Genomic DNA, 12,235 nt, shown 5'->3' on the forward strand with positions numbered 1-12,235 from the left:
TAGACATGGGACTCGAAGAAAAGCTGCCGAGCGGATTCCTGCTGACCACCGTCGAGCAGGCCGCGGGCTGGGTGCGCAAGGCGTCCGTCTTCCCCGCCACCTTCGGCCTCGCGTGCTGCGCCATCGAGATGATGACGACCGGCGCCGGCCGCTACGACCTGGCCCGCTTCGGCATGGAGGTCTTCCGCGGCTCACCCCGCCAGGCCGACCTCATGATCGTCGCCGGCCGGGTCAGCCAGAAGATGGCGCCGGTGCTCAGGCAGGTCTACGACCAGATGCCCAACCCGAAGTGGGTGATCTCCATGGGCGTCTGCGCGTCCTCGGGCGGCATGTTCAACAACTACGCGATCGTCCAGGGCGTCGACCACATCGTCCCCGTCGACATCTACCTGCCGGGCTGCCCGCCGCGCCCCGAGATGCTGATGGACGCGATCCTCAAGCTCCACCAGAAGATCCAGACCTCCAAGCTCGGCGTCAACGCGAAGGAAGCGGCCCGGGAGGCGGAGGAGGCGGCGCTCAAGGCCCTGCCCACGATCGAGATGAAGGGGCTGCTGCGGTGAGCGACGCGAACGGCCACAACGGGGTCAACCCGGAGAAGGACCTCGCCGCCGACAACCTCCCCGGCCAGCGCGGCCAGGGCGGTGAGGAGATCCGCGTCCAGCGCGGCATGTTCGGCGCGAACAACGGTGGCGACACCTCCGGCTACGGCGGCCTGGTCCGCTCGGTCCGGCTCCCGGGACCGGCGACCCGCCCCTACGGCGGCTGGTTCGACGAGGTCGCCGACGAACTGGAAGGCGCCCTGGAGGAACAGGGACTGCTCCCGGACAACGCCATCGAGAAGACGGTCGTCGACCGCGGCGAGCTCACCTTCCACGTCGAACGCGAGCACCTGCCGCGCGTCGCCCGCACCCTGCGTGACGACCCCGCCCTGCGCTTCGAACTGTGCACCGGCGTCAGCGGCGTCCACTACCTGCACGACAAGGGCCGCGAGCTGCACGCCGTCTACCACCTGCGCTCCATCACCCACAACCGGCTGATCCGCCTGGAGGTCAGCGCCCCGGACGCCGACCCGCACATCCCGTCCCTGGTCTCCGTCTATCCGACCAACGACTGGCACGAGCGCGAGACCTACGACTTCTTCGGAATCGTCTTCGACGGTCACCCGGCGCTGACGCGGATCATGATGCCGGACGACTGGCAGGGCCATCCGCAGCGCAAGGACTACCCCCTCGGCGGCATCCCCGTCGAGTACAAGGGCGCCCAGATCCCGGCTCCGGACCAGCGGAGGTCGTACTCATGAGCACGCAGCACGCAACTCCGCGGGAGACCACCGAGGGCACCGTATACACGGTCACCGGCGGCGACTGGGACGAGGTCGTCCAGTCCGCGGCCCGCGCCGACGACGAACGCATCGTCGTCAACATGGGTCCCCAGCACCCGTCCACCCATGGAGTGCTCCGCCTCATCCTGGAGATCGACGGCGAGACCGTCACCGAGGCCCGCTGCGGCATCGGCTACCTCCACACCGGCATCGAGAAGAACCTCGAGTTCCGCACGTGGACGCAGGGCACCACGTTCGTGACGCGCATGGACTACCTGACGTCCTTCTTCAACGAGACCGCCTACTGTCTCGCCGTCGAGAAACTCCTCGGCATCGAGGATCAGATCAGCGAGCGCGCCGACATCATCCGGGTGCTCCTGATGGAGCTGAACCGGCTCTCCTCCCACCTGGTGTGCATCGCCACCGGCGGCATGGAACTCGGCGCCACCACGATCATGATCTACGGCTTCCGTGATCGTGAAATGATTCTCGATCTCTACGAGCTCATCACCGGCCTGCGGATGAACCACGCGTACATCCGCCCCGGCGGCCTCGCCCAGGACCTGCCGCCCGGCGCGGTCGACCAGATCCGCGAGTTCGTGAAGAAGATGCGCAAGAACCTCCCGGAGTACGACAAGCTCGCCACCGGGAACCCCATCTTCAAGGCCCGCATGCAGGACATCGGCTACCTCGACCTGGCCGGCTGCATGGCCCTCGGTGCCACCGGCCCGATCCTGCGCTCCGCGGGCCTCCCGCACGACCTGCGCAAGGCCCAGCCGTACTGCGGCTACGAGACGTACGACTTCGAGATCCCCACCGCCGACACCTGCGACGCCTACGGCCGCTTCCTGGTCCGCCTGGAGGAGATGCGCCAGTCGCTCGGGATCGTCGAGCAGTGCCTGGACCGGCTCCAGCCCGGACCGGTCATGGTCGCCGACAAGAAGATCGCCTGGCCCGCCCAGCTCGCCCTCGGGCCGGACGGACTCGGCAACTCCCTCGACCACATCAAGAAGATCATGGGCACCTCCATGGAGGCCCTGATCCACCACTTCAAGCTGGTCACTGAGGGCTTCCGCGTCCCGCCCGGCCAGGCCTACGCGGCCGTCGAGTCCCCCAAGGGCGAACTCGGCGTGCACGCCGTGTCCGACGGCGGCACCCGCCCCTACCGGGTCCACTTCCGCGACCCGTCCTTCACCAACCTGCAGGCCATGGCGGCGATGTGCGAGGGCGGCCAGGTCGCCGACGTCATCGTCGCGGTGGCGTCCATCGACCCCGTGATGGGAGGCGTCGACCGGTGACCACCTCTTCCTCGGAGCGCGGTGTCAGCCTGGGCATGCCCGAGCTGCCCGCGCCCGCCTACCCGGACGACGTCCGGGCCCGCCTGGAGGCGGACGCGCGCGACGTCGTCGCCCGCTACCCCGACTCCAGGTCCGCCCTGCTGCCGCTGCTGCACCTCGTGCAGGCGGAGGAAGGGCACGTCACGCGCACCGGGATGCAGTTCTGCGCGGACGTCCTGGAGCTGACCACGGCGGAGGTCACCGCCGTCGCCACCTTCTACACCATGTACCGGCGCAAGCCCTCCGGCGACTACCAGGTCGGGGTCTGCACCAACACCCTGTGCGCGGTCATGGGCGGCGACGCGATCTTCGAGACCCTCCAGGAGCACCTCGGCGTCGGCAACGGCGGGACCACCGACGACGGCAAGGTCACCCTGGAGCACATCGAGTGCAACGCGGCCTGCGACTTCGCGCCCGTCGTGATGGTCAACTGGGAGTTCTTCGACAACCAGACCCCGGCCAGCGCCACCCGCCTCGTCGACGACCTGCGCGCGGGCCGGGACGTCGAGCCCACGCGCGGTGCCCGGCTGTGCACCTTCAAGGAGACCGCGCGGATCCTGGCCGGCTTCCCCGACGAGCGGCCCGGGGCCGTGGAGGAGAGCGGCAGCGCCGGACCCGCCTCACTGGTGGGCCTGCGCCTGGCCAAGGGCGAGACCGCACGCGTGGTCCATCCACGCGCCCAGGGATCCCAGGAAGCACCGTCCGCAGAGGAGGGGGAGTGATGACGGTGGCACCCGACCTGAAGGACACCAGTCCCGAGAAGCTGCTCGCACCCGTGCTGTCGGCCTTCTGGGACGAGGACCGGTCCTGGACGCTCGACGTCTACCGGAGGCACGAAGGATACGAGGGGCTCCGCAAGGCGCTCGCCATGTCACCGGACGACCTGATCGCCTACGTCAAGGAGTCCGGACTGCGCGGCCGCGGCGGCGCGGGGTTCCCCACCGGGATGAAGTGGCAGTTCATTCCGCAGGGCGACGGCAAACCGCACTATCTGGTTGTCAACGCCGACGAATCGGAACCCGGGACCTGCAAGGACATCCCGCTTCTCTTCGCCAACCCGCACAGCCTCATCGAGGGCATCGTGATCGCGTGCTACGCCATCCGGTCGTCGCATGCCTTCATCTACCTGCGGGGTGAGGTCGTCCCCGTCCTGCGGCGGTTGCACGAGGCCGTGCGCGAGGCCTACGAGGCCGGCTACCTCGGCGAGAACATCCTCGGCAGCGGGCTCGACCTGACCCTCACCGTGCACGCCGGCGCCGGCGCGTACATCTGCGGTGAGGAGACCGCACTGCTCGACTCGCTCGAAGGCCGCCGTGGTCAACCGCGACTGCGTCCCCCCTTCCCTGCTGTCGAAGGGCTCTACGCCTGCCCGACTGTTGTGAACAACGTCGAGTCCATCGCCTCGGTTCCCGCCATCCTCCACAAGGGCAAGGAATGGTTCAGGTCGATGGGGAGCGAGAAGTCGCCCGGCTTCACGCTCTACTCCCTCAGCGGCCACGTCACGAGCCCCGGCCAGTACGAGGCACCGCTCGGCATCACCCTGCGCCAGCTCCTCGACATGAGCGGCGGGATGCGGCCCGGCCACCGCCTGAAGTTCTGGACCCCGGGCGGCTCCTCGACCCCCATGTTCACCGACGAGCACCTCGACGTCCCCCTCGACTACGAAGGAGTGGGCGCCGCGGGTTCCATGCTCGGCACCAAGGCGCTCCAGTGCTTCGACGAGACCACCTGCGTGGTGCGTGCCGTCACCCGCTGGACCGAGTTCTACGCCCACGAGTCCTGCGGCAAGTGCACCCCCTGCCGCGAAGGCACCTACTGGCTCGTGCAGCTGCTGCGCGACATCGAGGACGGCAAGGGCGTGATGTCCGACCTCGACAAGCTCAACGACATCGCCGACAACATCAACGGCAAGTCCTTCTGCGCCCTCGGCGACGGCGCGGCGTCCCCGATCTTCTCCTCGCTCAAGTACTTCCGCGAGGAGTACGAACAGCACATCACGGGCCGGGGCTGCCCCTTCGACCCGGCCAAGTCGACGGCCTGGGCGGACCGCCCGGAGGTGAACGCATGACCGTGACCACGAGTTCCCCCTCCTCGGGGGGAACGGCGGCGGTCCCGCCGGAGGACCTCGTCACGCTGACGATCGACGGCATCGAGATCAGCGTGCCCAAGGGCACCCTGGTCATCCGCGCCGCCGAGCAGCTCGGCGTCGAGATCCCGCGCTTCTGCGACCACCCCCTGCTCGACCCGGTCGGCGCCTGCCGGCAGTGCATCGTCGAGGTCGAGGGCCAGCGCAAGCCCATGGCCTCCTGCACGATCACCTGTACGGACGGGATGGTGGTGAAGACTCACCTCACCTCGCCCGTGGCCGAGAAGGCCCAGCACGGCGTGATGGAGCTGCTGCTCATCAACCACCCGCTGGACTGCCCGGTCTGCGACAAGGGCGGCGAGTGCCCGCTGCAGAACCAGGCGATGTCGCACGGCAACGCCGAGTCCCGCTTCGACGGCCGCAAGCGCACCTACGCGAAGCCCGTCCCGATCTCCACCCAGGTCCTCCTGGACCGCGAGCGGTGCGTGCTGTGCGCCCGCTGCACCCGGTTCTCCAACCAGGTCGCGGGCGACCCGATGATCGAACTCCTGGAGCGCGGCGCGCTGCAGCAGGTCGGCACCGGCGAGGGCGACCCGTTCGAGTCGTACTTCTCCGGGAACACCATCCAGATCTGCCCGGTCGGCGCGCTGACCTCGGCGGCGTATCGCTTCCGCTCCCGGCCCTTCGACCTGATCTCCTCGCCTTCGGTGTGCGAGCACTGCTCGGGCGGCTGCGCCACCCGCACCGACCACCGGCGCGGCAAGGTCATGCGGCGGCTCGCCGCCAACGACCCCGAGGTCAACGAGGAGTGGATCTGCGACAAGGGACGCTTCGCGTTCCGGTACACGCAGCAGAAGGACCGCCTGGAGACCCCGCTGGTCCGAGGCGCCCAGGGCGTCCTCGAACCCGCCTCCTGGCCGGAGGCCCTCGAAGCCGCCGCCCAGGGCCTGGCCGCCGCCCGCTCCCGGGCCGCCGTCCTCACCGGCGGCCGGCTCACCGTCGAGGACGCCTACGCGTACAGCAAGTTCGCGCGCGTGGCCCTCGACACCAACGACATCGACTTCCGCGCGCGCGTGCACACCAGCGAGGAGGCCGACTTCCTGGCCGCACGGATCGCGGGCCGCGGCCGCGACCTGGACGGTACGGGCGTCACCCACACCTCCCTGGAGAAGGCGCCCGCCGTCCTCCTGGTCGGGTTCGAGTCGGAGGAGGAGGCGCCCGGCGTCTTCCTGCGGCTGCGCAAGGCCTGGCGCAAGCACAAGCAGCAGGTGTTCTCCCTCGCCACCTACGCCACCCGCGGCCTGGAGAAGACCGGCGGCACCCTGCTGCCGGCCGCGCCCGGTACCGAGACCGAGTGGCTGGACGCGCTCGCGAGCGGCGTCGGCCTGGAGGATTCCGGTGCCCGGGCCGCCGAGGCACTGCGCTCCGACGGCGCGGTGATCGTCGTGGGGGAGCGGCTGGCCGCGGTCGCCGGCGGCCTCACCGCCGCCGTACGGGCCGCCACCGCCACCGGCGCCCAGCTGGTGTGGATCCCTCGCCGGGCCGGTGAGCGCGGCGCGATCGAGGCCGGCGCGCTGCCGGCGCTGCTGCCGGGCGGCCGTCCGGCCACCGATCCACGCGCGCGTGAGGAGGTCGCCGCCGCCTGGGGCGTCTCCGAGCTCCCGCTCCGCTACGGCCGCGACACCGGCCAGATCGTCGAGGCCGCCGCCCGCGGCGAACTCTCCGCGCTGCTGGTCGCCGGCGTCGAGGTCGCCGACCTGCCCGACCCGGCACGCGCGCGTGCGGCATTCGAGTCCGTCGGCTTCCTGGTCTCCCTGGAGCTGCGGCCCAGCGAGGTCACCGAACACGCCGACGTCGTCCTGCCGGTCGCCGCGGTCGCCGAGAAGGCGGGCACCTTCCTCAACTGGGAAGGCAGGGCGCGTCTCTTCGAGGCCGCCCTCAAGCCCGAGCAGATGACCCGGCGGCTCCCGCCCACCGACGCGCGCGTGCTGCAGATGCTCGCCGACGCCATGGACGTCCACCTCGGTCTGCCCGACCTGCGCACCGCGCGGGCGGAACTGGACCGGCTCGGTGCCTGGGGCGGACCCAAGGCCTCCGAACCGCTGGAGACGGCGGTATCGCTGCCCAGGCCCGCCGCCGGGGAGGCCGTGCTCGCCGGGCACCGGCTCCTCCTCGACCAGGGCGTCCTCCAGGAGGGCGACGACGCGCTGGCGGGCACCCGGCACGCCGCCCACGCGCGCGTGTCCGCGGCGACCGCCGCCGAGGCGGGCGTCGAGAACGGCGGCCTCATCGCCGTCACCACGGGCAACGGCACCGTCGAACTCCCGCTCCGGATCACCGAGATGCCCGACCGCGTGGTCTGGCTCCCGCTGAACTCGGCCGGCGGCGGCGTCGCCTCCGACACCGGGGCGCTGCCCGGCTCCCTCGTCCGCATCGGCCCGGCGGCCACCGCCGGTGAGGCACCCAAGGAGGTGGAGGCATGAGCCCGTACCTCGCCGCTGAAGACCTCTCCATGTTCGGCCGCGACCCCTGGTGGCTGGTCGTCATCAAGGCGGTCTTCTGCTTCGCCTTCCTGATGGTGACCGTGCTGGTCTCCATCGTCATGGAGCGCAAGGTCGTCGCCTGGATGCAGCTGCGCGTCGGCCCCAACCGGCACGGCCCCTGGGGCATGCTCCAGTCGCTCGCCGACGGCATCAAACTGATGCTCAAGGAAGACGTCGTCGTCAAACGCGCCGACAAGGCCGTCTACATCCTGGCGCCGATCGTCGCGGCCATCCCGGCGTTCATGGCCATCGCGGTCATCCCGTTCGGCCCGGCCGACAACGAGATCTCCGTCTTCGGCCACCGCACCACGATGCAGCTCACCGACCTGCCGATCGCGATGCTCTACATCCTCGCGGTCGCCTCCGTCGGCATCTACGGCATCGTCCTCGCCGGCTGGAGCTCCGGCTCCACCTACCCGCTCCTCGGCGGCCTGCGCTCCTGCGCCCAGATGATCTCCTACGAGATCGCCATGGGCGCCGCGTTCGCCTCCGTGTTCCTGTACTCCGGGTCGATGTCGACGTCCACGATCGTCGACCAGCAGCAGGGCCGCTGGTACATCCTGCTGCTGCCGGTCTCGTTCGTCATCTACGTCGTCACCATGATCGGCGAGACCAACCGCGCCCCGTTCGACATGCCCGAGTCCGAGGGCGACCTGGTCGGCGGCTTCAACACCGAGTACTCGTCGATCAAGTTCGCGATGTTCATGCTCGCCGAGTACGTCAACATGGTGACGGTCTCGGCCGTGTCGACCACCCTGTTCCTCGGCGGCTGGCGGGCCCCCTGGCCGATCAGCACCGTCTGGGCGGGCGCCAACCACGGCTGGTGGCCGATGCTCTGGTTCCTCGCCAAGGTCGTCCTGCTGCTGTTCGGCTTCGTCTGGGTACGCGGCACCCTCCCGCGCGTGCGCTACGACCAGCTGATGAAGCTCGGCTGGAAGGTCCTCATCCCGGTCTCCGTCGTCTGGCTGATGCTCGTCGCGACCGTGCGGACCCTGCGCAACCAGAACTACGACTTCGCCGACATCGCCCTCTACGTCGGCGGCGGAGTCCTCACCCTGCTGGTCCTGTCCTTCGTCGTCGACATGTTCCGCGACAAGGGCAAGGAGGCCGCGGAGCCGACCGCCGAACCGGTCGCGTTCGACCCGATGGCGGGCGGCTTCCCCGTACCGCCGCTGCCCGGACAGGAGCTGCCGCCGGTGCCCCGGCGCACCCCTCGCCGGGAGCGGGAGCTGATTGTCAGTGGCGGGCCGGACACTGTCAGTGACGGACCTGCGGATGGAAAGGAGGCGTCCGATGGCTGAGGAGCCCAAGGAGACCAAGCCCGGTTTCCAGAACCCCGTCGCCGGCTTCGGCGTGACCTTCAAGGCCATGTTCAAGAAGCGGCTGACCGAGCAGTACCCGGAACAGGCGAAGACCACGGCCCCGCGGTTCCACGGACGGCACCAGCTCAACCGCCATCCGGACGGCCTGGAGAAGTGCGTCGGCTGCGAACTGTGCGCCTGGGCCTGCCCCGCCGACGCCATCTACGTGGAAGGCGCCGACAACACCGACGAGGAGCGCTACTCGCCGGGTGAGCGCTACGGCCGCGTCTACCAGATCAACTACGCCCGCTGCATCCTGTGCGGCCTGTGCATCGAGGCGTGCCCCACGCGCGCGCTGACGATGACCAACGAGTTCGAACTGGCCGACAGCAGCCGCGCCAACCTCATCTACACCAAGGAACAGCTCCTCGCCGGCCTCGAAGAGGGCATGGTCGACTCGCCGCACGCGATCTTCCCGGGGACCGACGAGCAGGACTACTACCGGGGCCTGGTCACCGAGGCCGCGCCCGGGACCGTGCGCCAGGTGGCCGTCTCCAAGGGCGAGCAGCCCGGGGAGCAGGACCAGGAGGTGGACGCATGAGCCCGCAGCTCGCCGCCTACGCCACCTCCACCGGCGAGGCCTTCCAGTTCTGGGTCCTCGGCACCGTCGCCGTGATCGGCGCCCTGTCCACCGTCTTCATGAAGAAGGCCGTGCACAGCGCGCTGTCCCTCGCCGGAACCATGATCATCCTGGCGGTGTTCTACCTCGCCAACGGCGCCTACTTCCTCGGCATCGTCCAGATCGTCGTCTACACCGGCGCGATCATGATGCTGTTCCTCTTCGTGGTGATGCTGGTCGGCGTGACCGCCGCCGACTCCCTGAAGGAGACCATCAAGGGCCAGCGCTGGCTGGCCCTCCTCTGCGGGGTCGGCTTCGGCGTCCTGCTCTTCGCGGGCATCGCCAACGCCTCCCTGAAGAACTTCGCGGGCACCGGGCAGGCCAACGCCAACGGCAACGTGGAGGGCCTCGCCGCCCTCATCTTCACCAAGTACGTCTTCGCCTTCGAAATCACCGGCGCCCTGCTCATCACCGCCGCCATCGGCGCCATGGTGCTCACCCACCGGGAGCGCACCGAGCGCGCCAAGACCCAGCGCGAGCAGTCCGAGCAGCGCGTCCGCGACGGCAAGCACCTGCCGCCGCTGCCCGCCCCCGGCGTCTACGCCCGGCACAACGCCGTGGACATCGCCGGTCTGCTCCCCGACGGCACCCCGTCCGAGCTCACCGTCAGCAAGACGCTCCGCGACCGCGGCCAGCTCCGTGACGTGTCCGCCGAGGCGCTCGGCGACCTGCGCGCCCTGGAACAGCGCTCCGAGGAACGGCTGGAGCGGACCCCGGTCGAGCCCGCCCACTTCAAGCGCAGCGAGGAGGCGTCGAAGTGAACCCCGTCTACTACCTCTACCTCGCCGCCCTGTTGTTCACGATCGGCGCCACCGGTGTGCTGATCAGACGGAACGCGATCGTCGTCTTCATGTGCATCGAGCTCATGCTGAACGCCTGCAACCTCGCGTTCGTCGTCTTCTCCCGGATGCACGGCAATCTCGACGGCCAGATCATCGCCTTCTTCACGATGGTCGTCGCCGCCGCGGAGGTCGTGGTCGGGCTCGCGATCATCGTGTCGCTGTTCCGTACCCGCCACTCGGCCTCGGTCGACGACGCCAGCCTGATGAAGCTGTAAGGGGTCGCTGAATCGTGGAGAACCTGATCGCGCTGCTGATCGCGGCGCCCCTGCTCGGAGCGGTCGTCCTCCTGGTCGGCGGCCGCCGCCTGGACGCGGTGGGCCAATGGGTCGGCACGCTCCTGTCGACGACGTCCTTCGTGTTCGGCGTCATCCTCTTCGCCGACCTGCTGGGCAAGAACCCCGAACACCGCACCCTGATGCAGCACCTGTACACCTGGGTGCCGGTGGAGGGCTTCCAGGCGGACGTCACCTTCCGCCTCGACCAGCTGTCCATGACGTTCGTCCTGCTGATCACCGGCGTCGGCTCCCTCATCCACCTGTACTCGGTCGGGTACATGGAGCACGACGAGCGCCGCCGCCGCTTCTTCGGCTACCTCAACCTGTTCCTCGCGGCGATGCTGCTGCTCGTCCTCGCCGACAACTACCTGCTGCTGTACGTCGGCTGGGAGGGCGTCGGCCTCGCCTCGTACCTGCTGATCGGCTTCTGGCAGCACAAGCCCAGCGCGGCGACCGCGGCCAAGAAGGCCTTCATCGTCAACCGCGTCGGCGACATGGGCCTGTCCATCGCGATCATGCTGATGTTCACGACGTTCGGCACCTTCGCCTTCGGCCCGGTGCTCGGCCACGCCACCGACGCCTCCGAGGGCAGGCTCACCGCGATCGGCCTGATGCTGCTGCTCGCCGCCTGCGGCAAGTCCGCCCAGGTCCCGCTGCAGTCCTGGCTCGGGGACGCCATGGAGGGCCCCACCCCGGTCTCCGCCCTCATCCACGCGGCGACCATGGTGACCGCGGGCGTGTACCTGATCGTCCGCTCCGGAGCGATCTTCAACGCCGCCCCCGACGCCCAGCTCGTCGTCACCGTCGTCGGCGCCGTCACCCTCCTCTTCGGTGCGATCGTCGGTTGCGCCAAGGACGACATCAAGAAGGCTCTCGCCGGCTCGACCATGTCGCAGATCGGCTACATGGTGCTCGCGGCCGGTCTCGGCCCGATCGGCTACGTCTTCGCGATCATGCACCTGGTGACGCACGGCTTCTTCAAGGCCGGCCTCTTCCTCGGCGCAGGATCCGTCATGCACGGCATGAACGACGAGGTCGACATGCGCAAGTACGGCGGCCTGCGCACGTACATGCCCGTCACCTTCATCACCTTCGGCCTCGGCTACCTCGCCATCATCGGCTTCCCCGGCCTGTCCGGCTTCTTCTCCAAGGACAAGATCATCGAGGCGGCGTTCGCCAAGGGCGGCACCGAGGGCTGGATCCTCGGCACCTGCGCCCTGGTCGGCGCGGCCATCACCGCCTTCTACATGACGCGCGTGATGCTGATGACGTTCTTCGGCGAGAAGCGCTGGCAGCCCGACGAGCACGGCCACGAGCCGCACCCGCACGAGTCCCCGAAGGTCATGACGATCCCGATGATCGTCCTGGCGGTCGGCTCGGTCTTCGCCGGCGGCTTCTTCAGCATCGGCGACCGCTTCCTGCACTGGCTGGAGCCGATCACCGGCCACAGCGAGGGCGACTCCCCGATCAGCGCGGGCGTCGTCACCGGCGCCACCATGGTCTGCCTGATCATCGGCGTCGGCATCGCCTACCTCCAGTACGGCCGCCGCCCCGTCCCCGCCGTCGCCCCGCGCGGTTCGCTGCTCACCCGCGCGGCCCGCCGCGACCTCCTCCAGGACGACTTCAACCACGTCGTCCTCGTCCGCGGCGGCGAACACCTCACCCGCTCCCTCGTCTATGTCGACCACACCCTGGTCGACGGCGTCGTCAACGGCACTGCGGCGGGCTTCGGCGGGCTCTCCGGCCGGCTGCGCAAGCTCCAGAACGGCTACGCGCGCTCGTACGCGGTCTCGATGTTCGGCGGCGCTGCCCTCCTGGTCGCCGCGACCCTGCTGATGAGGGCGGTCTGAT

At 69.6% G+C, this 12,235-nt stretch carries 11 protein-coding genes; all 11 read left to right on the forward strand.

Annotation, left to right across the window (positions count from 1 at the left end; translation table 11 throughout):
- The first annotated feature begins 5 nt into the window (after positions 1 to 5).
- Genes ACGF5O_RS40225 through nuoL form a run of 11 tightly spaced genes read left to right on the forward strand, consistent with a single transcriptional unit; the run spans position 6 to position 12,234 of the window.
- Positions 6 to 560, forward strand: coding sequence for an NADH-quinone oxidoreductase subunit B family protein (locus tag ACGF5O_RS40225; protein WP_053654534.1), 555 nt, complete (start codon positions 6 to 8; stop codon positions 558 to 560).
- Positions 557 to 1,300: an NADH-quinone oxidoreductase subunit C gene (locus tag ACGF5O_RS40230; protein ID WP_362590748.1), complete on the forward strand. Its 744-nt coding sequence runs from the start codon at positions 557 to 559 to the stop codon at positions 1,298 to 1,300. The genes ACGF5O_RS40225 and ACGF5O_RS40230 overlap by 4 nt, the downstream gene beginning before the upstream one ends.
- Positions 1,297 to 2,619, forward strand: coding sequence for an NADH-quinone oxidoreductase subunit D (locus ACGF5O_RS40235; RefSeq protein ID WP_362590745.1), 1,323 nt, complete (start codon positions 1,297 to 1,299; stop codon positions 2,617 to 2,619). The genes ACGF5O_RS40230 and ACGF5O_RS40235 overlap by 4 nt, the downstream gene beginning before the upstream one ends.
- Complete coding sequence (gene nuoE / locus ACGF5O_RS40240) at positions 2,616 to 3,380, forward strand: NADH-quinone oxidoreductase subunit NuoE (protein WP_393814888.1); 765 nt, start codon at positions 2,616 to 2,618, stop codon at positions 3,378 to 3,380. The genes ACGF5O_RS40235 and nuoE overlap by 4 nt, the downstream gene beginning before the upstream one ends.
- The gene (gene nuoF / locus ACGF5O_RS40245; RefSeq protein WP_393814889.1) at positions 3,380 to 4,726 is read left to right on the forward strand and encodes an NADH-quinone oxidoreductase subunit NuoF; all 1,347 of its coding nucleotides are present in this window, start codon (positions 3,380 to 3,382) and stop codon (positions 4,724 to 4,726) included. Before nuoE ends, nuoF begins: the two co-directional genes overlap by 1 nt.
- The gene (locus ACGF5O_RS40250; RefSeq protein WP_393814890.1) at positions 4,723 to 7,227 is read left to right on the forward strand and encodes an NADH-quinone oxidoreductase subunit G; all 2,505 of its coding nucleotides are present in this window, start codon (positions 4,723 to 4,725) and stop codon (positions 7,225 to 7,227) included. Before nuoF ends, ACGF5O_RS40250 begins: the two co-directional genes overlap by 4 nt.
- Complete coding sequence (gene nuoH / locus ACGF5O_RS40255) at positions 7,224 to 8,588, forward strand: NADH-quinone oxidoreductase subunit NuoH (RefSeq protein ID WP_393814891.1); 1,365 nt, start codon at positions 7,224 to 7,226, stop codon at positions 8,586 to 8,588. The genes ACGF5O_RS40250 and nuoH overlap by 4 nt, the downstream gene beginning before the upstream one ends.
- Positions 8,581 to 9,189, forward strand: coding sequence for an NADH-quinone oxidoreductase subunit NuoI (gene nuoI / locus ACGF5O_RS40260; RefSeq protein WP_393814892.1), 609 nt, complete (start codon positions 8,581 to 8,583; stop codon positions 9,187 to 9,189). Before nuoH ends, nuoI begins: the two co-directional genes overlap by 8 nt.
- The gene (locus ACGF5O_RS40265; RefSeq protein ID WP_393814893.1) at positions 9,186 to 10,028 is read left to right on the forward strand and encodes an NADH-quinone oxidoreductase subunit J; all 843 of its coding nucleotides are present in this window, start codon (positions 9,186 to 9,188) and stop codon (positions 10,026 to 10,028) included. The genes nuoI and ACGF5O_RS40265 overlap by 4 nt, the downstream gene beginning before the upstream one ends.
- Entirely contained in the window at positions 10,025 to 10,324 is a 300-nt protein-coding gene (nuoK, locus tag ACGF5O_RS40270) for an NADH-quinone oxidoreductase subunit NuoK (RefSeq protein WP_046726439.1), read from the forward strand. Before ACGF5O_RS40265 ends, nuoK begins: the two co-directional genes overlap by 4 nt.
- Positions 10,325 to 10,338: 14 nt before the next feature.
- Entirely contained in the window at positions 10,339 to 12,234 is a 1,896-nt protein-coding gene (gene nuoL / locus ACGF5O_RS40275; RefSeq protein WP_393814894.1) for an NADH-quinone oxidoreductase subunit L, read from the forward strand.
- Position 12,235 lies beyond the last annotated feature (1 nt).

Origin of the sequence: Streptomyces sp. NPDC048291 (assembly GCF_043201715.1) — a bacterium.
GTDB lineage: Bacteria > Actinomycetota > Actinomycetes > Streptomycetales > Streptomycetaceae > Streptomyces.

Coding starts and splice junctions, on each gene's coding strand:
- nuoF (WP_393814889.1), top strand. CDS start 3,380: ATGACGGTGGCACCCGACCTGAAGGACACCAGTCCCGAGAAGCTGCTC.
- nuoI (WP_393814892.1), top strand. CDS start 8,581: ATGGCTGAGGAGCCCAAGGAGACCAAGCCCGGTTTCCAGAACCCCGTC.
- ACGF5O_RS40265 (WP_393814893.1), top strand. CDS start 9,186: ATGAGCCCGCAGCTCGCCGCCTACGCCACCTCCACCGGCGAGGCCTTC.
- ACGF5O_RS40235 (WP_362590745.1), top strand. CDS start 1,297: ATGAGCACGCAGCACGCAACTCCGCGGGAGACCACCGAGGGCACCGTA.
- nuoH (WP_393814891.1), top strand. CDS start 7,224: ATGAGCCCGTACCTCGCCGCTGAAGACCTCTCCATGTTCGGCCGCGAC.
- ACGF5O_RS40225 (WP_053654534.1), top strand. CDS start 6: ATGGGACTCGAAGAAAAGCTGCCGAGCGGATTCCTGCTGACCACCGTC.
- ACGF5O_RS40250 (WP_393814890.1), top strand. CDS start 4,723: ATGACCGTGACCACGAGTTCCCCCTCCTCGGGGGGAACGGCGGCGGTC.